Annotated in this window: 29 protein-coding genes; 4 read left to right on the top strand and 25 right to left on the bottom strand. The window is 68.7% G+C overall.

Features of this window, described 5'->3' with window-relative positions; all coding sequences use genetic code 11:
• Positions 1 to 184: 184 nt before the first annotated feature.
• The 11 genes from Pka01_RS20495 to Pka01_RS20445 form a co-directional block, all read right to left on the bottom strand.
• Complete coding sequence (locus tag Pka01_RS20495) at positions 185 to 649, bottom strand: helix-turn-helix transcriptional regulator (RefSeq protein ID WP_203884436.1); 465 nt, start codon at positions 647 to 649, stop codon at positions 185 to 187.
• Between the two features lie 136 nt (positions 650 to 785).
• Positions 786 to 1,412 carry a VOC family protein gene (locus tag Pka01_RS20490; protein WP_203884435.1) on the bottom strand — a complete coding sequence of 209 codons (627 nt, stop codon included), beginning with the start codon at positions 1,410 to 1,412 and terminating at the stop codon, positions 786 to 788.
• An 88-nt stretch (positions 1,413 to 1,500) separates the two neighbouring features.
• On the bottom strand, positions 1,501 to 1,806 hold the full coding sequence (locus Pka01_RS20485; protein WP_203884434.1) for a dihydrofolate reductase family protein: 306 nt from the start codon (positions 1,804 to 1,806) through the stop codon (positions 1,501 to 1,503).
• Between the two features lie 161 nt (positions 1,807 to 1,967).
• Positions 1,968 to 2,621, bottom strand: coding sequence for a hypothetical protein (locus tag Pka01_RS20480; RefSeq protein ID WP_203884433.1), 654 nt, complete (start codon positions 2,619 to 2,621; stop codon positions 1,968 to 1,970).
• Between the two features lie 111 nt (positions 2,622 to 2,732).
• Positions 2,733 to 3,794 (bottom strand): WD40 repeat domain-containing protein, encoded by a 1,062-nt coding sequence (locus Pka01_RS20475; RefSeq protein WP_203884432.1) that lies wholly within the window; start codon positions 3,792 to 3,794, stop codon positions 2,733 to 2,735.
• 200 nt (positions 3,795 to 3,994) lie between these two features.
• Positions 3,995 to 5,866: an RCC1 domain-containing protein gene (locus tag Pka01_RS20470; RefSeq protein ID WP_203884431.1), complete on the bottom strand. Its 1,872-nt coding sequence runs from the start codon at positions 5,864 to 5,866 to the stop codon at positions 3,995 to 3,997.
• A 481-nt stretch (positions 5,867 to 6,347) separates the two neighbouring features.
• A complete protein-coding gene (locus Pka01_RS20465) occupies positions 6,348 to 7,187 on the bottom strand; it encodes a helix-turn-helix transcriptional regulator (RefSeq protein WP_203884430.1) in 840 nt (279 codons plus the stop codon).
• A 7-nt stretch (positions 7,188 to 7,194) separates the two neighbouring features.
• A complete protein-coding gene (locus Pka01_RS20460) occupies positions 7,195 to 8,184 on the bottom strand; it encodes an aldo/keto reductase (protein ID WP_203884429.1) in 990 nt (329 codons plus the stop codon).
• 150 nt (positions 8,185 to 8,334) lie between these two features.
• On the bottom strand, positions 8,335 to 8,805 hold the full coding sequence (locus Pka01_RS20455) for a hypothetical protein (protein WP_203884428.1): 471 nt from the start codon (positions 8,803 to 8,805) through the stop codon (positions 8,335 to 8,337).
• 65 nt (positions 8,806 to 8,870) lie between these two features.
• Positions 8,871 to 9,518, bottom strand: a complete 648-nt coding sequence (locus Pka01_RS20450; protein WP_203884427.1) for a response regulator transcription factor — start codon at positions 9,516 to 9,518, stop codon at positions 8,871 to 8,873.
• Positions 9,503 to 10,765, bottom strand: coding sequence for a sensor histidine kinase (locus Pka01_RS20445; protein WP_203884426.1), 1,263 nt, complete (start codon positions 10,763 to 10,765; stop codon positions 9,503 to 9,505). The genes Pka01_RS20450 and Pka01_RS20445 overlap by 16 nt, the downstream gene beginning before the upstream one ends.
• A gap of 224 nt (positions 10,766 to 10,989) precedes the next feature.
• Between Pka01_RS20445 and Pka01_RS20440 the strand changes: the two genes are divergently transcribed.
• Complete coding sequence (locus Pka01_RS20440; protein ID WP_203884425.1) at positions 10,990 to 11,421, top strand: hypothetical protein; 432 nt, start codon at positions 10,990 to 10,992, stop codon at positions 11,419 to 11,421.
• 101 nt (positions 11,422 to 11,522) lie between these two features.
• On the opposite strand, the gene Pka01_RS20435 is transcribed toward Pka01_RS20440, so the two are convergent.
• On the bottom strand, positions 11,523 to 12,431 hold the full coding sequence (locus tag Pka01_RS20435) for an alpha/beta fold hydrolase (RefSeq protein ID WP_203884424.1): 909 nt from the start codon (positions 12,429 to 12,431) through the stop codon (positions 11,523 to 11,525).
• A gap of 97 nt (positions 12,432 to 12,528) precedes the next feature.
• Between Pka01_RS20435 and Pka01_RS20430 the strand changes: the two genes are divergently transcribed.
• Positions 12,529 to 13,131, top strand: a complete 603-nt coding sequence (locus Pka01_RS20430; protein ID WP_203884423.1) for a PadR family transcriptional regulator — start codon at positions 12,529 to 12,531, stop codon at positions 13,129 to 13,131.
• Positions 13,132 to 13,302: 171 nt separating this feature from the next.
• On the opposite strand, the gene Pka01_RS20425 is transcribed toward Pka01_RS20430, so the two are convergent.
• Both Pka01_RS20425 and Pka01_RS20420 read right to left on the bottom strand, forming a co-directional pair.
• Complete coding sequence (locus Pka01_RS20425) at positions 13,303 to 13,695, bottom strand: TraR/DksA family transcriptional regulator (protein WP_203884422.1); 393 nt, start codon at positions 13,693 to 13,695, stop codon at positions 13,303 to 13,305.
• Between the two features lie 110 nt (positions 13,696 to 13,805).
• A complete protein-coding gene (locus Pka01_RS20420) occupies positions 13,806 to 14,771 on the bottom strand; it encodes a helix-turn-helix transcriptional regulator (protein ID WP_239115154.1) in 966 nt (321 codons plus the stop codon).
• Positions 14,772 to 14,827: 56 nt separating this feature from the next.
• Here Pka01_RS20420 and Pka01_RS20415 point away from each other — a divergent pair, with 56 nt between their 5' ends.
• The gene (locus Pka01_RS20415; RefSeq protein ID WP_203884420.1) at positions 14,828 to 15,487 is read left to right on the top strand and encodes a GNAT family N-acetyltransferase; all 660 of its coding nucleotides are present in this window, start codon (positions 14,828 to 14,830) and stop codon (positions 15,485 to 15,487) included.
• 45 nt (positions 15,488 to 15,532) lie between these two features.
• Here the strand turns inward: Pka01_RS20415 and Pka01_RS20410 are convergent, their stop codons facing one another.
• From Pka01_RS20410 to Pka01_RS20390, 5 genes are all read right to left on the bottom strand, one after another.
• The gene (locus Pka01_RS20410) at positions 15,533 to 16,171 is read right to left on the bottom strand and encodes a response regulator (RefSeq protein WP_203884601.1); all 639 of its coding nucleotides are present in this window, start codon (positions 16,169 to 16,171) and stop codon (positions 15,533 to 15,535) included.
• Between the two features lie 2 nt (positions 16,172 to 16,173).
• Entirely contained in the window at positions 16,174 to 17,349 is a 1,176-nt protein-coding gene (locus Pka01_RS20405) for a sensor histidine kinase (protein WP_203884419.1), read from the bottom strand.
• A gap of 67 nt (positions 17,350 to 17,416) precedes the next feature.
• A complete protein-coding gene (locus tag Pka01_RS20400; RefSeq protein ID WP_203884418.1) occupies positions 17,417 to 18,256 on the bottom strand; it encodes an ABC transporter permease in 840 nt (279 codons plus the stop codon).
• A 36-nt stretch (positions 18,257 to 18,292) separates the two neighbouring features.
• Positions 18,293 to 19,135, bottom strand: a complete 843-nt coding sequence (locus Pka01_RS20395; protein WP_203884417.1) for an ABC transporter ATP-binding protein — start codon at positions 19,133 to 19,135, stop codon at positions 18,293 to 18,295.
• 96 nt (positions 19,136 to 19,231) lie between these two features.
• Entirely contained in the window at positions 19,232 to 19,795 is a 564-nt protein-coding gene (locus Pka01_RS20390) for a TetR/AcrR family transcriptional regulator (RefSeq protein ID WP_203884416.1), read from the bottom strand.
• Between the two features lie 105 nt (positions 19,796 to 19,900).
• Between Pka01_RS20390 and Pka01_RS20385 the strand changes: the two genes are divergently transcribed.
• Entirely contained in the window at positions 19,901 to 20,860 is a 960-nt protein-coding gene (locus Pka01_RS20385) for an SDR family NAD(P)-dependent oxidoreductase (protein WP_203884415.1), read from the top strand.
• A 39-nt stretch (positions 20,861 to 20,899) separates the two neighbouring features.
• Here Pka01_RS20385 and Pka01_RS20380 read toward each other — a convergent pair whose 3' ends face one another.
• The 6 genes from Pka01_RS20380 to Pka01_RS20355 all read right to left on the bottom strand — a co-directional run bounded on the left by Pka01_RS20380 (position 20,900) and on the right by Pka01_RS20355 (position 24,792).
• On the bottom strand, positions 20,900 to 21,292 hold the full coding sequence (locus Pka01_RS20380) for a hypothetical protein (RefSeq protein ID WP_203884414.1): 393 nt from the start codon (positions 21,290 to 21,292) through the stop codon (positions 20,900 to 20,902).
• A gap of 139 nt (positions 21,293 to 21,431) precedes the next feature.
• Entirely contained in the window at positions 21,432 to 22,145 is a 714-nt protein-coding gene (locus tag Pka01_RS20375) for an SDR family NAD(P)-dependent oxidoreductase (RefSeq protein ID WP_203884413.1), read from the bottom strand.
• 134 nt (positions 22,146 to 22,279) lie between these two features.
• Entirely contained in the window at positions 22,280 to 22,924 is a 645-nt protein-coding gene (locus tag Pka01_RS20370) for a GOLPH3/VPS74 family protein (protein ID WP_203884412.1), read from the bottom strand.
• A 14-nt stretch (positions 22,925 to 22,938) separates the two neighbouring features.
• Positions 22,939 to 23,208, bottom strand: coding sequence for a type II toxin-antitoxin system antitoxin (locus Pka01_RS20365; protein ID WP_239115153.1), 270 nt, complete (start codon positions 23,206 to 23,208; stop codon positions 22,939 to 22,941).
• A 2-nt stretch (positions 23,209 to 23,210) separates the two neighbouring features.
• The gene (locus Pka01_RS20360) at positions 23,211 to 24,137 is read right to left on the bottom strand and encodes an SPFH domain-containing protein (protein ID WP_203884411.1); all 927 of its coding nucleotides are present in this window, start codon (positions 24,135 to 24,137) and stop codon (positions 23,211 to 23,213) included.
• A 166-nt stretch (positions 24,138 to 24,303) separates the two neighbouring features.
• Positions 24,304 to 24,792 carry a MarR family winged helix-turn-helix transcriptional regulator gene (locus Pka01_RS20355; RefSeq protein ID WP_203884410.1) on the bottom strand — a complete coding sequence of 163 codons (489 nt, stop codon included), beginning with the start codon at positions 24,790 to 24,792 and terminating at the stop codon, positions 24,304 to 24,306.
• Positions 24,793 to 24,998: the final 206 nt, after the last annotated feature.

Raw genomic sequence — 24,998 nt, 5'->3', positions numbered from 1 at the left:
GGGCAGGCATTTCTCACTCGCACGCACGAAGGCCGGTCTCTGAGCCTGGAGACCCATCGCGCCTCTTTATGTGAAGCGCGGGCCACATGGCATGCACTACTCACGGGGCTTGCACGCTGATCCCATACCTGGGCGCACGAGGGTCACCTCATCTGACGACTGGGCGGCACGCCCGCAAGAGCGGTCAGGCCGGTTGCGGCTCCGCGACCCGCGCTTGTCGATTCCTGACCGGCCTGGTCACCTGTTTCGCCACGCAGGCGGGCATCCCGTCCGTCGTGTGCGCCTCCTGGTCCCGGTAGACGCTGGGCGGCATGCCGACCAGTTCGGTGAAGCGGGAGCTGAACGTGCCCAGTGACGAGCAGCCGACCGCGAAGCAGACCTCGGTGACGCTGAGGTCACCGCGGCGCAGCAGCGCCATCGCCCGCTCGATGCGCCGCGTCATCAGATAGGTGTACGGCGACTCGCCGTACGCGAGCTTGAACTGCCGGCTCAGGTGCCCGGCCGACATGTTCACGCCACGGGCGAGCGCCTCGACGTCCAGCGGCTGCACATACTCCCGGTCGATCCGGTCACGGACGCGCCGCAGCAGCGCAAGATCGCGCAGGTGATGCGCCGTGGCGAGTGCATGGCTCAACGAGGGGTGACACATGAGAGGAACTCTTTTCATCGATGTCCGCGAGTGCCTGCCGAAGGAGCCGCTGCGATGCCGAGCCTGCGGTCGGGCAGAGGCCGGGGCGGGCGCGCAAGACGGTGGCGTGGTCGTGCCACCCGGGTCGTGCCCCGGCTCAAAGCGATGCCGTCTCCGATGCGGTCTCCCACGCGAAACCGTCCGGGTCGGTGAAGGGCGCGGCATCACTAGCGATCACGAGTCGGTGCGATCCGGTGCCGTCGGGGGTGACACCGGCGTCCTTGGCGAGGGCCTTGCGCCCGTAGAGCGCCAGCTTGACGGGACTCGACCCGGTGGCGAACTCGACGTATTTGCGGCCGAAGCTCTTCGCCACGGTGAGGCCGTGGTCGACGTAGAACTTCTTGCTCACGGCCACGTCCGCGACTCCCAGCAGGAGCACGATGTCGTCGAACTGGCGGGTGGCCGGACCGGTGTCCTTCTTCGCCGAGGTCGCGACCTTCCAGATCGTCCCGTCCGGAGCCTGTACGACGCCACCGTAGCCCCAGAGCGACTTCGTGACGGGCTTCAGGGACGAGGCGCCGGCGTCGAGGGCGGCGTCGATGAGGGCGTTGACGTTGGCCGGCTGGGACACCGTCAGCGACATGGTGAACGCGCGGAAGCCGGTCGTCGGCGTCTCCGAGGCCCGCAGGCGCACCTGTGTGTCCAGACCGAAGGCGGCGGTGTAGAACTGGCCGGCGGCGGCGAGGTCGGCCGCCTCGATGGTGACGGATTCGATGGAAGTCATGGCGATGACGCTATGTGCGAGCCTGTGACTTGCGCTTCTCGATTCCTGACCGGTCTGTTCTCCCCGTTCGGCGACCCGACGGAATCCTTTACCGCCGGTCCTCTGGTGTCCGGCGCACCGCGTAGTGCAGCACCGTGGTCTCGCCCTCCTGGTGAGAGGAGATCACGTCGAGTCTGATCGGAGCGCCGCCGGCGTTGTCGAAGAGGCGAACGCCCCACCCGACGAGGACCGGAGCGACATGCACGATGATCTCGTCGAGAAGCCCGGCCTCGAGGCACTGCCGGGCGACGTTCGCGCCGAGGACGACGACGTTCGCACCGTCGGCCGCCTTCTTGGCGAGCGTCACCGCCTCCTCGATGTCCATGTCGAGGAACTGTCCGGTCACACCCGTCACGACAGGAGGCTGCGCCGGCGGATCGTGGCGCAGCACGAAGAACGGCCCGCGAAAGGCGCCTCCGTAGAAGCCGCACGAGACGGCGGGAGCCTGCTTTCGCCGCGCCCGGACAAGGCCTGATCCCTGCGATCCCGAAAGTGACAGTTCAGGTCGCTGCGCGATCACCGGCGACTGTTGCCGAAGTCGAGTTTCCAGTCGGCGTGAAGGGCCAGGAGGATCCGAACCGCGTTGTCGGGCTCGATGTAGCTCGCCGCGTACTCACCGCCATCGACTACCTGTTCGCCCTCCCAATCGGGCCGGCTGACGGGGTCCTCGCCACCGATACCGAGCGAACAGGTGTCATACCGGCAGTGATAGAAGAACGACTGTCCAGAAGGGAGCCTGCCTTCAAGCTGGAGCGGAGCGGCGGGTCCGGTCAACGTGACCTCCCAACCCCGGTCCCGTAGGTCAAGAAGAAGGCGCTTCCACGCCGCGTCCGCCAACTGCTCATCGGCCGGAGGCCACGGAGCTCGGTCGTGGAGACGAAGTCCGGCGTCGGTCAGCGCGGCGACGATGGCGTCCGCTCGGCTTGTCGCGTGGACGTACACCCTGGTCGGCTCTTCCGGCCTTGATGCGTCCACGCGGTGGTGCTCTTCATCCGATTCATCAAAACGTCGCGTATTTTCGCTGACGAAGATGAAGCCCCCAGCCGGGTCCTCGGCATCGAAGGCGACACCCAGCTGATCATTTCGCAGTTCCTCCAGCCGCATGCCCAAGGCTCGACCCACGATTCCGGCGGTGGCACGCACGTCCATGTCGCAGCCGAACAGCAGCATCTGACGGGACCAATCCACTCCGTCCCCCTCCGAACATGCAACGGGTGAACTACCGACCGCGGTGACGTTTGCCGTGCGAGTCGCGATGGGCCTGAGGCGGGGAGATGTGCGCTACCGCGCGCCCAGGTCCCACACCCGGACGGTGTCATCCCAACCGCCGGAGACCGCGATGGTCCTGCCGTTCAGTTGCCCGACCGCGACCGAGTGGACCAGGTCGGTGTGGCCGGTGATTGGGTCGCCGAGCTGTTCGCCTGTGGTCAGATCCCACACTCGGACCGTGCTGTCCTTTCCGCCGGAGACCGCGATGGTCCTGCCGTCCAACTGCCCGATCGCCACCGAGAAGACGTCGCCGGTGTGGCCGGTGAGCGGGCTGCCGAGCTGTTCGCCTGTGGTCAGATCCCACACTCGGACCGTGCCGTCTTTTCCGCCGGAGACCGCGATGGTCCTACCGTCCAACTGCCCGATCGCCACCGAGAAGACGTAACCCTTGTGGCCGACCAAGGGGTCGCCGAGCTCCTTGCCTGCGGCCAGATCCCACATTCGGACCGTCCCGTCGTGACCGCCCGAGACCGCGATGGTCTTGCCGCTCAGTTGCCCGATCGCCACTGAGTAGACCTGACCGGTGTGGCCGATGAGAGGGTTGCCGATTCGCTTGGCGGCGGCCAGATCCCACAGCTCCACGTTTCCGTCACGTGGGGAGACCGCGATGGTCTTGCCGTTCAGCTGACCGACCGCCACCGGCACGCCGGTACCGATGAGCGGGTCACCGAGCCTTTCGCCTGTGGCCAGATCCCAGATCCGCACGAGGCCGTCACCCGTACTGGAGGCCGCGATCGTCCTGCCGTTCAGCTCCCCCAACGCCACCGAGAGGACCGTGGCGTCGTGCGCGCCGAGCGGAGGGCCGAGCGGCTTACCCACGGTCAGATCCCAGACCTGCAGCGGGCCCTCGTCGTTGACTCCTCCGCCTGAGACCGCGATCGTCCTGCCGTCCAGTTGTCCGACCGCAACGGCATCGATGAGGCCGCTGCGGCCAATGAACGGCCGGCCGATCTGCCGGAATGAAGGTGCCGGCCCTCGCAACCAAACGGGAATCACCAGACAGGCCGCAACGGTGAGACCGATGACGACGACCGCAGCCAGGGGCCAGCGCCGCATCCGGCCAGAAGGCGGCATGCCCGCATCCACGGGGGCGGCGTCCGACTCGTCTCCAAGCCGCTGCGGATCAGCAAAAGGCGATGGATGGATATCAGACACTGGCTATCCCGTTTCCTGCGGCTATTACCGTGCTCGTCCGCGTCGTGCCGAGCCCGGCTTCTTGATCGGGAAGTGTCCCGGGGAATCGGTGGTGTGCCGATTCCCTGGGATCATGCTGATCAACGGACGGTGACGCTCTTTACGGCCGTGGCGGGGGTGCCGACGCCGTTGGTCGCCTTCAGGGTGAACTTGTAGGTGCCCTTGCGTGTGGGTGTTCCGGACAGGGTGCCGCCGGTGGCCAGTTTCAGGCCCGGGGGAAGCGTCCCGGAGGCGCGGGTGACCGTCGGTGCTGGTGACCCGGTCGTCGGGAATCGGAAGATGTAGTACTTGCCCGCGTACGCCACCGGTGTGGTGACGGAGGTGAACTTCGCCGGGGCGTGGACGACGATGGTCTTGGTGCCTCGGGCGGTGGGGGCGGTGCCGCCTGTTGCCTGCAGGGTGAAGGTGTAGGTGCCGTCCTTGGTGGGGGTTCCGGACAGCGTGCCGCCGGGGGCCAGCTTCATGCCCGAAGGGAGCGTCCCGGAGACCAGAGTGACCTTCGCCGCGGAGTACCCGGTCGCCGTGAATCGGTAAATGAAGTACTTACCGGTTTGCGCGACCGGCGGGGTGCCCGTGGTGAACCGCGCGTACGGGTTGGTGCTCGTTGAGGTGCTGGTGGTGCCATAGGTGTTGTTGCCGAAAACGGTGCAGGTGACCTTGTGGCCGGCGTCGGCCGTCACCGGTGTGTAGGTGGACGCGGTCGCGCCCGAGATCGGGGCGGCGTCCCGTGACCAGCTGTACCGCACGGAGGAGGCGGCGAGGAAGGCGGCCTTGCAGGTCAGCTTGTCTCCGACGATACGAGAGCCGCTGATCGCCGCCTTGGCCGTCACCTTCGGCGGCCCCACCTTCGCCAGCGTGTGCCAGAACCCGGCCGAGATCTGCGTCGCCGAACTGAGCCCACGCACGGCGACCGGCCTGTGCCGTTGGGTGGTGGTGCCGTCACCGAGCTGCCTGAAGTCGTTGTAGCCCCAGGCCCGCACGGTGCCGTCGGAGCGGAGTGCGAAACTGTCGTAGTTGCCCGCGCTGACCTGGGCGACATTAGTCAGTCCTGACGCGGTGACCGGGGTGTGGCGATTGGTGATGGTGCCGTCACCGAGTTGCCCGGAGGCGTTGTTGCCCCAGGCCCGCACGGTGCCGTCCGAGCGCAACGCCAGGCTGTGGGAATCGCCGGCGTCAATCTGGGTAACCCCGGTTAACCCGGCCACCTTCACGGGGGTACGGCGGGTGGTGGTGGTGCCGTCACCGAGCTCCCCGACCTCGTTGTTTCCCCAGGCCCACGCTGTGCCATCCGAGCGCAGTGCGAGACTGTGGCCATAGCCGGCCGCAACCTGGGTAACTTTGGTCAGGCCGCTGACCGCGCCTGGGGTACGGCGTTGGGTGGTGGTGCCGTCACCGAGTTGCCCGGCGAAGTTCCAGCCCCATGCCCTCACGGTGCCGTCCGAGCGCAACGCCAGGCTGTGGAAGCCGGCGGCGGCGATCTGGGTAACCCCGGTCAACCCGGCCACCTTCACGGGGGTACGGCGGGTGGTGGTGGTGCCGTCACCGAGCTGCCCATGGCCGTTGTTGCCCCACGCCCACACGGTGCCGTCCGAGCGCAATGCCAGGCTGAGGGCGTTGCCCGCCGCAACCTGCACGATGCCCGTCAGGCCAGACACCTGCACGGGCACTGAGCTAGGCGCCGCGAACCCCCCGTCGCCCAATTCGCCGTTCGTGTTGTCGCCCCACGCCCACACGGTGCCATCCGTGCGTACCGCCAGGCTGTGGTCGTCGCCGGCGGCGATCTGGGTCACCTGGCCGAAAGCGTGCTGCACAGCGACCGGAGACGGCGAGTTGGCCGCCGATCCGATGCCCAACTGCCCAACATAATTGTCCCCCCACGCGTACACGCGCGAGGTGTCGCCGACGGCCGCTGCAGGCACCGCCGTAGTCAGCGCCACAACGGGAGCGCTCACGAATAGCGCCAAACTCACCGCCAGGGCACGCACCCGAGCGCCCCGTCCCCGACCTCTCAATCGCCCACCCGCGGCCTCCGCGGAGTCAGAGCCGGGCAGAGCCTCAGCCATCAGACCACTCATGCACTGTCCTTCATGATCGCCGCAGCCGACGTGTCCGCTGCGGTTGTTCCTCGTCGTTCTCGGCCAAGTTGTGCGCGAGACGGGGTTCCGGTGCCTGGCCCGACACAAGGCTGGCGGTCGAGACCGGCTCCGGATGGAGATCTACGTGTGAACCGGTCCACAATTATGATCTACCTGGCCTTGGGGTGAAATACGTTTTACGTGTCTAATGAGCGAATTGTGACCAGCCGTCGGCTTCGTATCACCAGGCAAAAGTGAAGTCGCAACGGCGACGAACGAAAGCCCAGGTCGGGGTGGGCGTTTCCCGGCCTGGGCTTGATTTTCATTCGCTCCGCGGTGCGGTCAACGGCGACTGCGATCAGGCTTCGAAGGACTGGTGGCCCAGGACGTCCAGAAACTCGAAATTCTCCGCGGTGGCCGAGCCGGGTTGCGGCCGGAAGATCACCAAGCGGTGTCCGGTGGTGGAGCTGAGCACGAAATCGCACTGCACGTCCAACTGCCCGGCATGCGGGTGGATCAACTTCTTGCGCGTGGACCGTAGAGGGATGACCTCCATGTCGTCCCAGTAGCGGGAGAACTCCTCGCTGGCGTCGACGAGGTCGGCGATGAGCCGACCGCTGACGGCGTCCTGAACACGGTGAGCGCTGGCTGCGCGCAGGTCCGCCACGTAGCCCCGTCCGATCGCCTCGTGTTCCGCGGGCACATTGAGGGCACGCGACGCCGGGTCGGTGAACCAGCGCCAGGTCACGTTTCCCAGGCGATCGTCGCCGTGCGCCCATGGACCCACGAGCGCACGGCTGAGCCGGTTCTGCGCGAGCACCGTGGTCAGGTCGTCGACGATGTGCGCGGGCACCGTGGTCAGCGCGTCGAGCAGGAACATCATCGCCGGGTCGACGTAGCCGCCGGTCGCGCCCGTCCGGGGCGGTGGATAGCCCGCCAGCTCATAGAGATAGTCGCGCTCGTCCACCGACAGTCGCAACGCCCGCGCCAGGCTCGCCACCAGCGCCTCGGAGGGCCTGGCGTTGCGGGACTGCTCAAGCCGTTCGTAGTAGTCGACGGACACCTCGGCCAGCAGCGCGACCTCCGAGCGGCGCAGGCCGGGCGTCCGCCTGCGGCCGCCGGGCACGAGCCCGACGTCCGCCGGCCGCAGCGCTTCACGACGCGCCCTGAGGAATCCGCCAACGTCGCCGTGCTTCACCGTGCACTCACTCCTGGACTGCGCTCATCGCGATCGGCGTGTAGCGCTCGCCCGCCACGGCACCGGCGGGCACCGCTTCGTCGAGCGCCGCAAGCGTCTCGGCGTCCAGCACGAGGTCTGCCGCGGCGACGTTGTCTTCCAGGTAGACCCGGCGCTTGGTGCCGGGGATCGCGGTCACGCCCTGCGCCAGCACCCACGCCAGCGCCAATCGACCAGGCGCGATACCTCGATTGTCGGCGATCGTCCGGACCCTGTCGACCAGCTGCAGGTTGTGCCGCAGGTTCTCTCCCGAGAACCGCGGGGCCGTACGGCGGAAGTCGTGTTCCGGCAACTCCTCCACCGATCGCAGACCACCGGTGAGGATCCCGCGTCCCAGGGGCGAGTAGGCCACGAACCCGATGCCCAGCTCTCGAGCGACGTCCAGGACACCGTTGGATTCCACCGTGCGGGTGAACAGCGAGTACTCCGTCTGCACCGCGGAGAGCGGCGCGGTGGCGTGCGCTGCGCGGATGCTCTCCGCCGACGCCTCACTGATCCCCAGATAACCCACCTTTCCTTCGGCGACCAGCTCTCCCAGGGCGCCGAAGGACTCCTCGATCGGCACATTCGGGTCGACCCTGTGCAGGTAGTACAGATCGATGTGGTCCGTGCCCAGACGGCGGAGTGATCCTTCGACGGAACGACGCAGATAGTCGGGGCGGCCGTTGGGACCGCCGACGATCTTCCCCGTCTCGTCGAGGGTCACGCCACCTCCCTTGGTGGCCACGATGACCTGGCCGCGGTGGGCCGGCACCGCCCGCCCGAGCAGTTCCTCGCCGCTGAACGGGCCGTACATGTCCGCGGTGTCGAACATTGTCACGCCGAGCTCGATGGCCCGGTGCACGGTGGCGACCGCCTCCGCGACGTCCGGCGTGCCGTACATCGCGGTCATGCCCATCGTGCCGAGGCCCTCGACCGACGTCACCAGACCCTGGCCGCCGACCGGACGTGTGTTCATGCTCATGGTGTGCTCGTCCACTTCTCCTGCTGGGCCGCCCGTTCGGCGGCCGCAGGAGCAGCTTGGAGCCGTGGCGTGAACCTTCCAGCGTCCTGTTCAGCCCCGTCCTCGCAGGACGACGCTACGGACTGCGGTTCCGCCGCTGAGTGATCAGGCGTCGCGGGTGGGGTCGTCCACGGTCGGCATGGCGCCATCGCGGTGAGCCCGCTTGAGATCCTCCAGGTAGGCCCGGGAGAACATGGCGGACAGCGTCGCCATGCCGCCACGCTGGATCCGGATCTCTCCGCCGCTCACCCGTCCGGTGATCCGCACCCGCCGGCCGCCCTGTGCGGTGGGCGCCTCGCCGTCCTTGACCTTGCCGGTGCCGGTCCACTGGACGCCCCACTGGTCGACGGTGGCGTCGGCGGGCAGGAGCAGCTTGACCATGGCGTGGTCGATGTCCACGTTCAGCTCGATGTCACCTTCGGCGATCTTCGGCGAGCGCAGGTCGACGACGGCCGAGCCGCGACGGGCGCGTACCTGGAAGGTGCGCGCGGTCGTCCAGTTCCCCAGGTGCTTGGTCACGGTGTGGTCGGCGTGGATGCGAACGGTCTCGGCGGTGGCGTGCTCAAGAAGTGTCATGACTGAATAGTGCCACACGCACTAGTGTCTATGCAACTACTTTCAAGGAAACCAGTGCGAGCACGTCAGGGCTCGTTCAGATAGGCGAGGACGGCGAGGACGCGACGATTGCTGTCGTCGTCGTCGGTGATGCCGAGCTTGCCGAACATCGAGGTCGTGTACTTGCTGACGGCGCTTTCACTGAGGAAGAGGCGCCGGCCGATGGCCTGATTGGACATTCCCTCGGCCATGAGGCCGAGCACGGAGTGTTCGCGTTCTGTGAGCCGTCCGAGTCGGCGGTTCGAGGACCCGCTGGACAGCAGTTTGGCGATGACGGCGGGGTCCATGGCGGTCCCGCCGGCGGCGACGCGTTCCAGGGCGTCGATGAACTGGTCGGCGTCGAACACGCTCTCTTTGAGGAAATAGCCGATCCCGCCGGCGCCGTCGGCCAGGAGCTCACGGGCATACAGCTGTTCGACGTGCTGAGAAAGGATCAGGATCGGCATTCCGGGCACCTGTCCGCGGGCGGCCAGCGCCGCTCGCAGGCCCTCGTCCGACTGGGTCGGCGGCATGCGGACGTCGACGACGGACACATCCGGCCGCCATGTCAGCAACGCGTCGAGCGTCTCCGGCCCGGTGGTCGCCGTCGCCACCACCTGGTGCCCGTACGCCTCGATGAGGCGGACCATCCCGTCACGCAGGAGGTAGAGGTCTTCGGCTACAACGATGCGCACGGGATCACCATCCTCACCTGCGTCGGGCCGCCCACCGGACTGGTGATCTCCACGGTGCCGTCGAAGACCGCCAGGCGACGGCGTAGCCCCGCGAGTCCACCGCCGTCTCGCACGCCGGCCCCGCCCCGGCCGTCGTCTTCGACGTCGACGACGATGCCGGTGCCATCCCTGTCCTGGGCGATGGAGATCCGCGCCCGGGCCGCGTGGGCGTGCTTGACCGCATTGGTCATCAGTTCGGCGACTCCGAAGTACACGGCGGACTCGATCGGCGGGTCCAGGCGTAGCTGAACGTCGGCGCTGACAGCGGCTTCGAGCGGGCTGTCCAGGGCGAGAGCGCGTACGGCGTCGACGAGCCCTCGCTCGGTCAGCACCGGCGGGTTGATTCCCCTGACCAGGTCGCGGAGCTCGGTCAGTGACGTGGCGGCGCCCGCTCGCGCGTCCCGCAGCAGCGCCTTGGCCTGGTCGGGGTCGGACTCCATCAGCTTCTCCACCGTGGCCAACGAGAGCCCCAGCGCGACCAGCCGTGCCTGCGCGCCGTCGTGCAGGTCCCGCTCGATCCGGCGGATCTCGGCGGCCTGCGCGACCGTCGTGTCCGCGCGCTGGGCCGTCAGCTCGTCCACCCGGTCCGCCAGCGCCATCTCGGCCGAGGCGCGCAGGAACCGGACGGCCACCGGCTCGACGACCCTCCAGGCGTACGGCGCGCCGGCGACGGCCACGACCAGGCCGAGCAGCCCGACAAGGCGCACGGAGAACGCCGGCTGAGTGAGTGCGAGAACCGCCGCCGCGACGCCCGCCGGCGGGATGGCCGCGGTCACGCCCATGGTGATCGGTGCGATCACCGCGAACCGCAGATCACGCCAGACGGCGGGATCCTTCCACCGGATCCGCATTCTCTGGTCCATGAGGGCGTCGCGGCGGGTGCGCTCGTAGCTGAAGCCGTTCCACCAGTACCCGGTGGACAGCTGTGTCACCGGCTCGGCCTGCCGATATCCGGCGGGGATGACGGTGCCCGTCCACTTCGCGACGAGGGAGCGGACCATCCGGCACACCGGGCGGGACAGGGCGAACGTGCCGATGCACGCCCAGACGAACGGCGCGATCCACGACCACGGGTTCGCGCCCCACCAGATCCACAGTGCCACGGCGGCGGCCCACACGGCCGGGACCAGCATGCTGACGGCCGTCACAACGCAGGCCCGCCCGAACCCGACCCACGCGCTCGCCGCCCACGACGCCAGTTTTCGCATGACTCTTCCTTCTCACTTCACGACCCGGACCAGGCGCACGCAATGCATTGATCTGGGCGATATGTCTTGGCGGGTTCCACTGTGCACCGGGCAGAGCTCGATGTCCCCCGTAAAGACTTCGAAGTGGGTCCAGCCCCACCCGCTCGTACGTCCAGGCCCATACCGCGCGATCTGTGCGCTTTCTAACGTCGAGATCACATCAGACGTACGAGGGAGCAAGAGCCATGGAAACCACCGTCCACGCCACGACCGCGGCCACCCACTCGCGCACCGAACGAGGCTTCGGCACGGTGAAGACCCTCGTCGCGGTATACGGCGCGCTCAGCTTCGCCGTCCTCATCGTGGACGTCGTTCTCTCGGTCGCCGGGAGAGAGCTGACTTCGTTCATGTGGGGCCGAACAGGCGGAATGCTCGCGAGCGCCGTGGTGACCTACTGGCTGACCGGCCTCGCCGCACGGGGATCACGATCGGCCTTTCTGCGCGTGCGCATAATCTCGGTCGTCGCGCCGATCGCGATCATCGCCATCGACTTGATCCCCGGCGCCCTCCCGCCGTGGTTCGTCGCGATGCAGATCGCAGGTGCCCTCGTCCTTGCTCCGACCGCTTTCATCGTCAACGGATCCAGCCTGCGCGGCGCCTTCCCCAAGGTGCGCTGACCGGCTCAACCAGGCAGGACGCCCCGTTTCTCAGTGGAGAAACGGGGCGTTCGCGCACTCGGGAGATCACGCGGCCGGGCCGCCACCCCTCAGCCCACCCCTCAGCCCTTGGCCGCCGAGGTGAAGAAGCGCCTCAGCTCGGCCGCCACGACCTCCGGACGGCCCCCGGTGTTCCGCTTGCTGACATCTCCCGGCGCTTCGTGCGTGAGCCCGGGGAACTCGACCCGTTCGACGTGAGGAATGATCTTCTCCAGGCGGGACAGCGCGGGCTTGAGGAAGGGCAGCCCCTTGCTTCCGCCGAGCAGGAGCACCTCGGCCCGGATGTCGGCGAACCTGTCCGCATCGTCGGCCATCTCGGCGAGCAGCACGCCTTCGTAGTGCAGAGTCGGGGCGAGCGTCCGCATGGTCGCCTCACCCGGCTTCGCGTTCTTGGCCTCGCTCTTCAGCAGCAGGCCGGTCACCCAGGTCAGGAACCTGCGCGGCGTGACGTTCATGATCGGAGGACCGAGCCGAAGTCCGAGCATGCTCGTCACCAGCGCGGCCTCCACCCTGCCGTCGGCCATCTCCCGATCGAAGCGGTCGACCCATCCGGTCAACTGGGGCACGTCCTCCAGCAGCAGCGCCGGCTCGTAGACGACGACCTTGTGGATCGCCGGCAGAACGCGTGCCGCCTCGAGCACGGCGACGCCGCTCGCGCTCACGCCGAAGACGAAGTGGGCGCCCGTCTCGTTCAGCACCGCCTCGAGGTCGTCCACTTCCTTCCGCACGCTGTAGTCGTCGCCGTACGGCCCGCTCTGCCCGCGACCGCGACGGTCGGGCAGGTGGACGGTGAACGAGTCGGCCAACGCCGCGGCCATGGCCAGGTGATCTCCGGCCGTCTCCATGGAGCCGTGCAGCAGCACGATGCCCGGGCCGTGCCCGACGGAGAGATACGCGATGCGGGTGCCGTCAGCGGAGGTGACGAAATTCGTGGCCGGTTCCGCTGTCTGAAGCTGTTCGTGAGTGGTCATCGCCTGCACCCTTCGCAGTCACTGTTAGCCGACACCTAGATAGTGTCACTGACACTATTGGTTAGTCAACTAGTGGCACTGACGCTAGTATCGAGCCATGACCACTCCTCGTAGTTCACCGCTCGCACTGACCGTCCTGGCCCTGTTGCAGTACAAACCGCTGCATCCGTACGGCATCCAGCGGCTGATCAAGCAATGGGGCAAGGACAAGGTGGTCAACGTGGGCCAGCGGACGAGCCTCTACCGGACGATCGACCGCCTCACCGCGACCGGCCTGGTCAAGGTGCGGGAGACGGAGCGAGATCAGGCGTATCCGGAGAGGACGGTGTACGGGATCACCGAAACGGGACGCACCGTGGCCCGCGAATGGCTGGTTGACATGCTGGCGACGCCCAAGGAGGAGTTCCCCGAGTTCCCCGCGGCGCTGTCCCACCTGCTGATGCTCACGCCGCCGGAGATAGGCGACGCCCTCGAGCGGCGCGTGAGAACGCTCGAGGAGGCGTCGGCCACGCTGGACGCCGAGCTCAGCGCCGAGGCCGGGCAGGGCCTCCCCCGTATCGCCATGCTCGAAGCCGAGTATCTGCGCGTCGTCATGACGGCTGAACTGGAGTGGCTTCGGTCGGTGGTGGACGATCTGCGCAGCGGCAGGCTGGACTGGTCGGCCGCCGAGATGTCGGCCTTCGCCGAGGACCCCGAGTGAAGAACAAGCCCAGGTCGTAGCGATTGGGGCTCTCATGTCCATCCGGTCTCGCCGTACCAGCGTAGGTGACCTCGCTGAACAGAAGGGCGTCGCCGTCCTTGCCCGGGGGCGGGAAGTCATGCATCAGGGCTCCAGGTGAATGAATGGTGGGGAGTCGAAGGCGCGCCGTCGTCAGCGCCGGGTGGCGGCGCAGTCGATGCAGGTCGTCGCCGCCGGGCGGACCTTCAGGCGTTCGGCGGCGATGGGGCGTCCACATCCCTCGCACACTCCGTACGTTCCTTCGCGGAGCCGATCCAGAGCCGCGTCCAGCGCGGCGAGGTGGCTTTTTCCCTGGTCGAGCAGGGACTGGACATGGGCGCGCTCGAAGGCGGTGGTCGACCCCTCCGGGTCGTGCTCGTCGTCGGTGGCCACCAGTTGGGACGACTGGACGATGGCCTCCCAGTCGCGGGTCAGCGATTCGATCCGCGCCAGGGTCCGCTCGCGGTCGGCGTCAAGGAGAGCTCGCACGGCCGCCTGTTCCGGGCTCCTGCCGTGATCATGCACGGATTCGGCGTTGTCATCCATGACCTGCGCTTTCGCTTTTCGTGATCATGCACATGTTCTTCCATGCTGACGGTCCGACAACCTCCATATTGCTCCGTATGGTCCAGCTGAGCCTGTAGACGCGTACGAGGTCAGGAGCTCGCGTTCTCGCTCGCCGTCATCAGCCGCTGCGCGACGACGCGTGCCGTCTCTCGGAGCTCGGGACCTCCCACGATCCGGTAGGACGCCGGGATCGCCGCGAGTTGCTGGGCGTACCACCACGGGTTGCCGGTGCTGCCGACCAGGCGGGTGCTCACGGCATCGAGCGGCTCCAGCCGTCCGAGGGCGCGGGGGAGGCACCGCGTGAGGACGTCGACGGGTGCGTCGATGACGACCTCGGCCTCGTACTCCCACCCGACGGCGAGGTGCTCCTCCAGCGTGGCGATCGGATCGAGGTCGGCGGGCGGGCTGAAGGCCTCGTCGAGCACCTCCACCTCGCGGACCCGATCGATCCGGTAGGCCCGGCGGGCGTCGGCGGTGTGGGACCAGCACAGCAGGTACCACCGGCCGTGACGGACCACGACCGCCCACGGGTCGACCTCGCCGGACCACTCCGACCCTGCCTCTGAGCGGTAGCCGAGGCGGACCCGTCGCCGGTTCGAGCAGGCCTGCACGAGGGTGGTCGTGGTCTCGGGATCCGGCCGGGCCGCGGCGCGGTCGGGCGCGGGCGCCGTGGCCCGGCGTACGGCCTCGGCCTGGGCGGCCACCGGCTCGGGGAGCGCCCGCACGAGCTTGCCGAGGGCGCTGCCCACGGGATCGGTGGGATCGCGCGGGTCGTGGTGGCCGTCGAGCACGGCCATGACCAGGCCGAGGGCCTCGACGGCACTGAACATCAGGGGAGGAAGCCGTAGCCCACGACCCACGCGGTAACCGCCGTAGGGCCCGCGGACGGACTCGATCGGGATGCCGGCCTCACGGAGGATGCCCACGTACCTCCGGGTGGCCCGCTCCGAGACGCCGAGCTTGTCGGCCAGCCGGTCCGCGGTGATGCCCGGGCTGCCCTGGACCAGCTCCAGGGCCAGGAGCGCCCGTGCCGTGGGGCTCGTGTCGGAGTTCACGGCATCCCTCGCATTCCGGAAGCAGAACATCCGGAACGGAACCTAACATGCGGACCATGACCGACCTGGACATCACAGCCGACGAGCCGTCACCGATCCCGGCCGAGCGGCTGACCGTCGTCCCCGCCAACGAGGCGTCGTGGGAGGACATCGCCGCGATCTTCGGCACCACGGACGCGGGCCGATGCCAGTGCCAGCGGTTCAAGGTCGCCGGCTGGATATGGCGCGACTCCACGCAGGAGGAGCGGACCGCGATGCTCCGGGCGCAGACCGCCTGCGGCGACCCGGACGCGCCGGCCACCAGCGGGCTCGTGGCCTACGTCGGCGACGAACCCGCCGGGTGGGTCGCGGTCGAGCCCCGCACGGCGTACCCCAAGTTGCGCACCAGTCGCGTTCCGTGGACCGGCAGGGACGAGGACAAGGACGACGACGGAGTCTGGGCGGTGACCTGCTTCGTGGTCAGGAAGGGACACCGCGGCCGCGGCCTCACCTATCCTCTCGCCCGGGCCGCGATCGACTTCGCCCGCGAGCGGGGGGCCAGGGCGATCGAGGCCTATCCGATGACCGCTCCGCCGGGAAAGGTCATCACCTGGGGTGAAATGCACGTGGGCGCCCGCCAGGTCTTCGAGGAGGCCGGGTTCAAGGAGGTCGGCCGCCCCACCACCCGGCGGGTGGTCATGCGGATCGACTTCCCGGGTGACGCCGGCACGTGGTGACGGACGGACGGCCCCGGCGGCCGGTGCCGTGTTCGTATCCCGGAGTCACGAAGACCGGTTCTGCCGGCTGATGAACCCCCGGTCGAGGGCCGCGGTGACGGCGGCGGTGCGGTCGGACACGCCGAGCTTGCCGAACGCCCGCAGCAGATGGGTCTTGACCGTGGCTTCGCTGATGAACAGCGTCTTTCCGATCTCCGCGTTGGTCAGCCCCTCGGCCACCAGCGAGAGCACCTCGGCCTCGCGCGGCGACAGCGACTCGGCCGCGGGCGCCCTCATCCGGGTGACCAGCCGGGTCGCCACGGCCGGCGACAGCACGGTCTCGCCGCGCGCCGCGGAGAAGATCGCGGCCAGCAGGTCGCCTCGGGAGGTGTCCTTCAGCAGGTATCCGGTGGCTCCGGCCTCGACCGCCCGGACGATGTCCTGGTCGGTCTCGTAGGTGGTCAGCACGATCACCCTGCTCTCCGGCCGGGCGGCGAGGATGCCCGCGGTCGCGCTCACCCCGTCCCCGTTCGGCATGCGCAGGTCCATCAGGATCACGTCGGGGCGCAGCTCCGCGGCGCGCACCACCGCCTCGTCCCCCGACGACGCCTCCCCCACGACGGTGACCCCGGGGTCGGCCTCCAGCATTCCCCGCAGGCCCTCGCGGACCACGGGATGGTCGTCGACGATCATCAGTCGTAGCACCGTCACGCTCCCTGCTCGAGCCGGTCCGTGGGGACGACGGCGGAAAGGACCGTGCCCCCCTCCGGCGGACTGGTCAGTGTGAGGGCACCGCCCACCTGCTCGACCCGGGCGCGCATGCCGCGCAGGCCGTATCCCTCGGCGGTGGAGGGATCCAGGCCGACGCCGTCGTCGCGGAGGGTCAGCACGGCCGTCTCCGGTGTGTATTCGAGCGTCACCGTGACGGCGCCGGCCCGGGCGTGCTTGCGCACGTTGGCCAGTGCCTCCTGCGCCGCGCGCAGCAGGACGACGTCGACCTTGGTGGGGGTCGCCCTGGACTCGCCCCGGACCTCGAAGGCGACGGACACGGAAAGCTCCTCACCGAACTGTGCGGTGATCCGCGCGAGCGCCTCGGCGAGGGTGGCGCTCGACAGCGGCGCCGGGCCCAGCTCGGTGATCAGCGCGCGCGCCTCGGCCAGGTTCTCACGCGCGGTCTGTACGGCCAGCTCGATCCGCCGGGAGTCGGGCTGCTGCAGCAGCATGATGATGCTGGTGAACCCTTGGGCGAGGGTGTCGTGGATCTCCCCCGCCAGCCGTTCGCGCTCGGCCAGGGCCCCGCGCTCCGCCGACAGCCTGTCCACCTCGGCGCGCCTGGCCTCCAGTTCCCGGATGAGCGAGGCCCGCTCCCGGCTCTGGCCGATGATGTCGACGATCCAGGGGCCGAAGGTCAGCGCGAAGGCGAGGACGATGAGCGTCACCCCCAGGAACGCCGTCAGCTCGTCCCGCGAGGGCGGGACGAAGAGGAACTTCAGTCCCGGGGCCACATTGAAGATGATCACTGCGATCCGCGCCTGGTTCTTCGGGATCATCATGTAACACTGCGAACACAAGGCGAAAAGGACGAACCTCGTGTACGGCGACATGATGGCCACCGGGGTGAACAGCACGATCAGCAGGACGACGTAGGTCCTGCCCTCCCACGACCGGTACCCCACGCCGACGGCCCGCCGTCCGAGGCGCACGTACGCCGCGAGGCATGCGACGAGCAGAACGGTTCCGGCCGTCCGCTGGGCCGTACCGAGCGCGTCGTCGGAGAGCACGAAGAAGAGGGCGGTCAGGAAGGCGACGAGATAGAGCAACTCCCATCCGTTCAGGCGCATGAAGGCGTGCTGAGCCGGTGGGGGAATGTCGCGAAATCTCACGACGATCACTCTGTCACCTTCCCCGCGCCCCTCTCGTCCCGTTCCGGTCATGCGGCGAATGCCCGGGTCACCCGTCGCGGCGGCTCTTCCAGCGGAACGTCGTCAGGCACAACAGCAGCCCTCCGACCACCCAGGCGCCCAGCACCAGCGCGACCCGGTCGAGCTCGTAGGACCGGGCGAGCTCGAGCGTGGCGCCGGCGTCACCGAGGAAGACCGAGCGGAATCCCTGGCACATCCACTTGAGCGGGAACACCGAGGCGATGTTCACCAGCCATGACGGGAGCTGGGTCACGGGGATGTACACCCCGGAGATGAACTGCAGCACCACGAACGGCATGGTGATCACCGCGCTCGCGCTCCTGCCCGACCGCGGCAGGCTGCTGACGGCGATGCCGAGCAGCGACGAGCCGAGCACGCCGAGCACGAACACCCAGACGAAGGTCACCCAGGTGGACGGCTCGGACGGCAACTCCAGGCCGAACAGGGCCACGCCGATGACGAGCAGGATCACCACCTGGCAGAAGGAGACGAACAGCGTGTTGAGCGCCCTGCCGACGAAGTACGAACTGCGCGGCAGCGGGGTGCCCAGCAGTCGCTTGAGCGTGCCGTCGTCGCGGTCCATCGCGATGCCGATGCCGAGGTTCTGGAACCCCGTCATCGCGGCCGAACCGAGCAGGCCGGCGACGTAGAGCTGGGAGACGTTGAGGCCCGTCCCCTCCAGCTCGTCGGCGAAGATCGAACCGAAGATCAGCAGCAGGACGATCGGGAACGAGAAGGTGAAGATGACGGCGTCCCGCTCGCGGAAGAACAGCCTGGTCTCGAACGCCGCCCGCGACAGCCCCAGCCGAATCGCTGAGGGGGGCCGGTCGAGAGGCGGTGCGGGGGCTCGGGTGACGGTCTGGGTCATGGGGTGATCACCTCGGGGAGGGAGGGCGGGAGCCGGTCAGGACGGGGTCTCGATGAGCTGGAGGTAGACGTCCTCCAGCGAGGGGCGGGTCACGGTCAGCTCGGGAACCTCGCCGTCGAAACGGCCGGCCAGTTCGAGCACGGTCCTGGTCGGGGTGTCGGTCTCATGCGACCGGTGCCCGCCCTCCTCCGCCCAGCCCACCCTGGCCTTGGCGGTCGCCCGGCCTCCCAGGGTCGCGGGGTCGCCCTCTGCCACGATGCGGCCGCCGGAGACCACGGCCACCCGGTCGGCCAGCGCCTCAGCCTCGTCCAGGTAGTGCGTGGTCAGCACGATCGTGGTCCCCTGGTGGGCCATGCTCTCGATCAGCCGCCAGAACTGCCTGCGCGCCTCCGGGTCGAAACCGGTGGTCGGCTCGTCCAAGAAGAGCAGGTCGGGACCGCCGATCACCCCCAGCGCCACGTCCACCCGGCGCCGCTGGCCGCCGGAGAGCCGGCGGATCCGCGTGCCGGCCTTGTCGGTCAGGCCGACCTGCTCGATCACCTCGTCCGGGTCCTTGGCGTTGGGGTAGTAGCCCGCGAACTGCCGCACGGTCTCCCGCACGGTCGCCTCGGCCACGTCGTCCGCCGTCTGCAACACCACGCCGATCCGGGAACGCCACTCCCGCGTCGGCCTGCCCGGGTCGATCCCCAGGACGCTGACCTCCCCGGCGTCCCTGGTCCGGTACCCCTCCATGATCTCCACCGTGGTGGACTTGCCCGCCCCGTTGGGGCCGAGGATCGCGAACACCTCGCCCGCGTTGATGTCGAGGTCGATGCCCCCGACCGCCTGCACGTCGCCGTACCTCTTGGTCAGGCCGCGCACTCTCACCGCTGTCGTCATGCCTCAAGCGTCGTGTCGGTACGGCTTCCGCGGCACCAACGACCGGTGGAACGGGTTGTCCACCGTTCGGTGGACACGTCGGAGATGTGCCGCCGCCTATCCACGGGCGCGGAACGCGTCCATCAGGTAGTCGAGGAGACGTCCGACCTGGTCGGGGTCCAGGGCCGCCATGGCGGCGCCGTTGGCCGCCACCAGCACGTCGAGCGGCTCGACGCCCTGCCGGAGCACTCCGTCCCGCACCCCGGCATCGAGGAGCAGGTTCACGGCGGCGAGCGCGCGGGCCCTGGCGCCGGGGAAGGCGATCGTGTCGGTCGCCGTCGTGGAGCGCAACGCCTGCGCGAGGCCGTGCTTGGCGGTCAGGTAGTCCACCCACCGTCCCAGCCAGGCGCGCAACGCCTCGTCCGCGGGGAGCGTGCCGTGCAACTCATTCGCGGAATCGCAGACGCGCGCGAGCTCACTCGCGTGCGCGGACTCGATGAGGGCCTCGCGGGTGGGGAAGTGCCGGTACAGCGTGCCGATCCCCACGCCGGCCTCCTTCGCGATGGCCTTCAGCGAGGCGCCGGGGCCTTCGCGTGCGAACGCTCGGGTCGCGACGTCGAGGAGCCGTTCCCGGTTGGCCCGGGCGTCGGCGCGGGGCTGTCTGGGGTCCGTCGTGTCCATTGATCCCTTTCCGCGGGTCCACCCCGCGTTGCAACCGGAGCCGGGTCCGGTTATGTTGAGCTAACCGGACCCGGCTCCGATTAATCGTATGAGAAGGACGTCAGCATGAACACACCACGCGTCACGACCCCGTTCGGGCCCGCAACGACGGCCGAGGAGACCGTCGAGGGCGTCGATCTGTTCGGTAAGCAGGCAGTCGTGACCGGAGCGTCGTCGGGAATCGGAGTGGAGACCGCGCGGGCGCTCGCCAAGGCCGGCGCCGATGTCACCCTGGCGGTCCGCGACGTCGCCGCAGGCGAGAAGGCCGCCGCCGACATCGTGGCGTCCACGGGCGACGCCCGCGTGCGCGCCGCGTACCTCGACCTGTCGGTCCGCGACTCGATCGACGCCTTCGTCGCCTCATGGCGGGGCCCGCTCGACATCCTGGTCGCCAACGCCGGCGTCATGGCCGTCCCCGAGCGGCGCACCGCCGAGGGATGGGAGATGCAGTTCGCCACCAACCACCTCGGTCACTTCGCCCTCGCCCTGGGACTGCACGACGCCCTCGCGGCCGCCGGTCATGCTCGCGTCGTCGTCGTGAGCTCCGTGGGCCACATCAACGGGGACGTCATCTGGGACGACCCCAACTTCGAGGAGAACCCGTACGACGAATGGAAGGCCTACAGCCAGTCCAAGACCGCGAACATCCTGTTCGCCGTCGAAGCCGCCAGGCGCTGGGCCGAGGACGGCATCGTGGTCAACGCGCTCAACCCCGGCCGGATCTGGGGCACCGGACTGTCGCGGCACATGTCCACGCCGCCCGCGTCGTTCGAGCCCGGATCCAGTGACGGCGTGTCGGTCAAGGACATCTCCCAGGGGGCGGCCACCTCGACCCTCCTTGCCGCCTCGCCTCTCGTCGAAGGCGTGACCGGGCGGTACTTCGAGGACTGCGAGGAAGCGGCCCCGCACGCCCCTGGACTGCGTCGCGGGTTCGCGTCGTACGCCGTCGACCCCGGCGCCGCCGTACGGCTCTGGCGTCTGTCCCTCGACATGATCGCCGACGCCGACCGGCGTAAGGGCGCCTGACGCCGGCGAACCGACCGCTCCCGCTGAACCGGTTCCTGATCAGGCGGTGCCGAGCGACGGGCGCAGTTCCTCCCACTTCTCCTCGACCGCGACTCCGGGTCCGAGCAGTTCGGTGAGGGACGAGGCCAGTGCCGGATCATGAACGCCGCGGACCTTCTCGGTCCCGCCCGGCCAGATCACTCCTAATGTCGTCTCGTCGTAGCCGTCATCGACGTCGCCGGAGTGCTCCACCGTCAACGAGGACAGGTCGGCGACGTCCACGGTGCGGGTGACGGTCTTGCTCACGAGGCGAACCTGTCTGCGGGTGAACTCGGCCGTGTGCACCTCCGTCCGTTCGCCCACGACGCCGATCACGGCACCGATGACCATCATGAGTGCCAGGACGACGAACAGCCACGTACTCCCCAGCGGGGTGACCAGGCTCAAGATCATGCAGAGGATCATGGCGACGGGGAAACATCCGCACCCTGTCATGAATCCAAAACCGAAGCTCTTACTGGTCCACGTCAAGGTTCCGTCATCAGCCATGTACGCATGATGACTCTCAATTCCCCTGAAGTGGAGCGGCGGTTCAGTGACCGGCGCTCATGCCGCCGTCGACGTGCAGGATCTCGCCGGTGACGAACGGGGCGGTCTCCAAATAGATCACCGCGTCGACGATGTCGCCCACCTCTCCCATTCGGCCGACCGGGAGCAGGGCGGCGAGCATGCCGTACGACTCCGCGGGGGTCAGGGGCGTCTTGATGTGGCCAGGTGATACGGCGTTGACGCGGATGCCGCGGGCGGCGTACTCGATGGCCAGAGACTTCGTGACGGACTGCAGGCCGCCCTTGGTCAGCGAGGCCAGAGCGGACGGCAACTTCGATTCCGCGTGGTCGACCAGGCTGGTGGTGATGGTGACGACGTGGCCGGCGCCCTGGGTGAGCATGTGCGGAATGGCGCGCCGGGTGATGTGGAAGAACCCGGCGAGGTTCACGCCGGTGAACAAGGCGAAGTCCGCCTCGGTGTAGTCGGTGAAGGGCCTGCTCACGAACACCCCGGCGTTGTTGACCAGGGTGTCGATGCGGCCGAACAGCTCGACGCCGGCGTCGATGACGCGCTGCGCGGTCGTGGGATCGGTGAGGTCGCCCGGGACGGTGACGACGGAGGCGTCGTCAGAGGGGGGGATGGTGCGCGAGGTCGCGACGACGGCGAAACCGAGGTGGCGGTAGGCGGTGACCAGGCCGGCTCCGATGCCCTGCGAGGCGCCGGTGATGACCGCGACCTTCTGGCCGTTGACGCTCATGATGACCTCCCCCGAGGCCGGTCATCCTGCTTGCGGGTCCAGGACAAATTTAGTGACCCGTCGGCAAAGGGATGAAAGACCAGAAACCCCTCGCTCTCGCGCACGTACCCCCATGGACGTGCCCCTTGACGTGTTCAGCCGCCACCCCCGGCGACGGCGGCGGTCGTCGCGTGGAGCTGCCGGATGACCTTGCGCAGCGCCGGCGTCGCCGGACCACCCCGGTCGGTGAGCTGGGTGATGCGCTGCTTGTACGCACGTCGCTTCGCTCGGGGGAGCACCGTGCCGACCTCGCCCGCGGCCGCCAGCGCGACGAGGGCGGCGTCCCGCTCGTCCACGCGGGACAGCGGATCGGTCAGAGCGGCGGAGACCCGTGCCGCGAGCCGCTTGACCACACGCGTGTCCCGCACCCGGACGAAGCTCCTGCTGAAGATCAGAAACGGCCGGTTCAGTTCGACTCGGACCCACCGCTCGGTCTCCAGTTCGTCGCGGACCGCCCGGACCGTCGCATGGTGATCCTTGCTGATCCAGTGCTGCCACGACCGGGGCCGCGACTCGGCGATCTGGCGCAGCAGGCCGTCCAGGACCGGATCGGCGAGTCCGTCCTCACGTACGACCCGCACCTTGCCCTTGTCGTCGGCGATCCGCCCGCTGAGGAGCAGATCGGTGAGCGCCGCCGCACGGAGCAGGTAGGGGAACCGCATGGGCGTCACCACCCGCTCCTTGCGTGCGTCGTAGTTGAGGAGGTAGAGCTGCGCGGCCAGGGAACCGGGAGTGTCCACGGGACTGCCTTCTCTCAGTCGTCGTCGGGCGGCGCTCCGGTCTCGGACGCCGTCGTGCCTTCTGCGGACATGGTCTCCGCCTGGGCGGATGTCTTGGGGGGCCGCCCGCGCCGGGGGATGCGTCCCGCGCCGCCGGGGAGTCGTCCCGCCTCGGACAGCGCGCGGCGGAGCAGGAACTCGATCTGTGCGTTGGTGCTGCGCAGTTCGTCGCCGGCCCACCGGGCCAGCGCGTCGTGCACCGCGGGATCCAGCCGGAGCAGGATGCTCTTGCGTTCGGTCGCCACGGTTACTGGTAGAGGGAGCCGGTGTTGACCACGGGCTGCACGTCGCGATCACCGCACAGGACGACCAGCAGGTTGCTGACCATCGTGGCCTTGCGCTCCTCGTCCAGTTCGATCACGTTGTGCTCGTCGAGGCGGGACAGGGCGGCCTCGACCATGCCGACGGCGCCGTCCACGATCCGCTGGCGGGCCGCGACGACCGCTCCGGCCTGCTGCCGGCGCAACATCGCCTGTGCGATCTCGGGGGCGTACGCGAGGCGGGTGATGCGCGACTCGATGACCTTGACTCCGGCCGACGCCACCCGCGCCTGGATCTCGGCCGACAGCCGGCCGGTGATCTCGTCGGCGTTCTGCCGTAGGGAGAGCATGTCGTCGTGCGCGTCGTAGGGGTAGCTGCCCGCGATGTGGCGCACCGCGGTCTCCGTCTGGAAGGCGACGAACTCCACGAAGTCGTCGACTTCGAAGACCGCCTTCGCCGTGTCCTCGACCTGCCACACCACCACCGCGGCCATCTCGATCGGGTTGCCGTCGGCGTCGTTGACCTTGGTGATGTCGGTTTCGTGATTGCGGATCCGGGTCGAGACGCGCCGCTTCTGGGTGAACGGGACGACGAACCGCAGGCCGGGGTCGCGGACCGTGCCCTTGTAGCGCCCGAGCAACTGGATCACGCGGGCCTCCCCGGGCGCGACCGCGGTGAGTCCGGTGAGGACGGTGGCGGCCGCCAGGAGGAGCAGCGTTCCGGCGAGGATCAGGGCCACGCCCGCGCCGCCGCTGCCCTGGACCGCCAGGACGATTCCCAGCGCGATGGCTGCTGCTGAGGCCAGCAGGCCCACAAGGGCCAGCACCAGCATCGACCAGCCTGAGGCCGCCCGTGCCGGCCGCTCGCCGGTCCGTGGGGTGGGCATGTCGACGGCGACGTCCGTATCTGTCATGGCTCCTCCTCTGTGTCCATCGCGAATCGAGGTCTATCGCGAATCTAGCAAAGTGATATCACTTTTACTAGCCCGGACTGAGGCGGGATGAATGTGCTCGGATCGGTTCACGCTCGCGTGCCGCCGAGGGGCCTCCGTTGAGACCCGTACTCGACCGCGTGCGGCCCTACTTGGCGCGCTGCCGTGCCCGCCGGATCCCCTGCGGGGTCTCGGCGGGAGTGGCCAGATGCCCGTTAACCAGGCGATTCATGGCCCGGATCAGCACCTCGCGCTCGTCGTCCGGCAGCGAGGCCAGGGCCGCCCGATGAACGCCGTCGGCGATCTCCTGGCTCTGCCTCGCGACCTGCGCCCCCTTCTCGGTGACCGCGATGATCCGGGCTCTGCGGTCCGTGCTCGACGGGCGGCGCTCGGCGAGCCCCGCCTTCTCCAGGGCGTCGACGGTGACGACCATCGTGGTCTTGTCCATGTCGCCGATCTCGGCGAGCTGGATCTGCGTCCGCTCCTGTTCGAGGGCGTGCACCAGCACGCAGTGCATCCGTGCCGTCAGCCCGATCTCAGCGAGCGCCTCCGCCATCTGGGTGCGCAGGACGTGGCCGGTGTGGTTGAGGAGGAACGACAGGTCCGGCTCGGTGCGTGCGGGTGTCATGGCGGTCATGTCCCCAGCATACCGACTAGTCCCGTTCTGGATTATCTACGAGCGGAACCATATGTGCACGTGAATCTTGGGCAGCCGTCATCCCTGGCTGTGTCAGCTCAGCCTCTCCCGGAGTGGGGATCATGTTCGCGTGGGGTGGTTGATGGGCCCTCCCGCGTTCCGGCCGGTGTTTCGGCCAGTGTTCCGGCTGGTGTTCCGGCTGGTGT

Source organism: Planotetraspora kaengkrachanensis, from assembly GCF_016862895.1.
Taxonomy (GTDB): Bacteria; Actinomycetota; Actinomycetes; order Streptosporangiales; family Streptosporangiaceae; genus Planotetraspora; species Planotetraspora kaengkrachanensis.
This window is presented reverse-complemented; position numbering and strand designations above follow the sequence as displayed.

Coding starts and splice junctions, on each gene's coding strand:
- Pka01_RS20435 (WP_203884424.1), bottom strand. CDS start 12,431: ATGACCACTCACGAACAGCTTCAGACAGCGGAACCGGCCACGAATTTC.
- Pka01_RS20355 (WP_203884410.1), bottom strand. CDS start 24,792: ATGACCGCCATGACACCCGCACGCACCGAGCCGGACCTGTCGTTCCTC.
- Pka01_RS20480 (WP_203884433.1), bottom strand. CDS start 2,621: ATGCTGCTGTTCGGCTGCGACATGGACGTGCGTGCCACCGCCGGAATC.
- Pka01_RS20475 (WP_203884432.1), bottom strand. CDS start 3,794: ATGCCGCCTTCTGGCCGGATGCGGCGCTGGCCCCTGGCTGCGGTCGTC.
- Pka01_RS20375 (WP_203884413.1), bottom strand. CDS start 22,145: ATGAGCGTCAACGGCCAGAAGGTCGCGGTCATCACCGGCGCCTCGCAG.
- Pka01_RS20445 (WP_203884426.1), bottom strand. CDS start 10,765: ATGCGAAAACTGGCGTCGTGGGCGGCGAGCGCGTGGGTCGGGTTCGGG.
- Pka01_RS20390 (WP_203884416.1), bottom strand. CDS start 19,795: ATGGACACGACGGACCCCAGACAGCCCCGCGCCGACGCCCGGGCCAAC.
- Pka01_RS20495 (WP_203884436.1), bottom strand. CDS start 649: ATGTGTCACCCCTCGTTGAGCCATGCACTCGCCACGGCGCATCACCTG.
- Pka01_RS20360 (WP_203884411.1), bottom strand. CDS start 24,137: ATGACAGATACGGACGTCGCCGTCGACATGCCCACCCCACGGACCGGC.
- Pka01_RS20385 (WP_203884415.1), top strand. CDS start 19,901: ATGAACACACCACGCGTCACGACCCCGTTCGGGCCCGCAACGACGGCC.
- Pka01_RS20395 (WP_203884417.1), bottom strand. CDS start 19,135: ATGACGACAGCGGTGAGAGTGCGCGGCCTGACCAAGAGGTACGGCGAC.
- Pka01_RS20425 (WP_203884422.1), bottom strand. CDS start 13,695: ATGGATGACAACGCCGAATCCGTGCATGATCACGGCAGGAGCCCGGAA.
- Pka01_RS20490 (WP_203884435.1), bottom strand. CDS start 1,412: ATGACTTCCATCGAATCCGTCACCATCGAGGCGGCCGACCTCGCCGCC.
- Pka01_RS20430 (WP_203884423.1), top strand. CDS start 12,529: ATGACCACTCCTCGTAGTTCACCGCTCGCACTGACCGTCCTGGCCCTG.
- Pka01_RS20380 (WP_203884414.1), bottom strand. CDS start 21,292: ATGATCTTGAGCCTGGTCACCCCGCTGGGGAGTACGTGGCTGTTCGTC.
- Pka01_RS20400 (WP_203884418.1), bottom strand. CDS start 18,256: ATGACCCAGACCGTCACCCGAGCCCCCGCACCGCCTCTCGACCGGCCC.
- Pka01_RS20455 (WP_203884428.1), bottom strand. CDS start 8,805: ATGACACTTCTTGAGCACGCCACCGCCGAGACCGTTCGCATCCACGCC.
- Pka01_RS20440 (WP_203884425.1), top strand. CDS start 10,990: ATGGAAACCACCGTCCACGCCACGACCGCGGCCACCCACTCGCGCACC.
- Pka01_RS20460 (WP_203884429.1), bottom strand. CDS start 8,184: ATGAACACACGTCCGGTCGGCGGCCAGGGTCTGGTGACGTCGGTCGAG.
- Pka01_RS20415 (WP_203884420.1), top strand. CDS start 14,828: ATGACCGACCTGGACATCACAGCCGACGAGCCGTCACCGATCCCGGCC.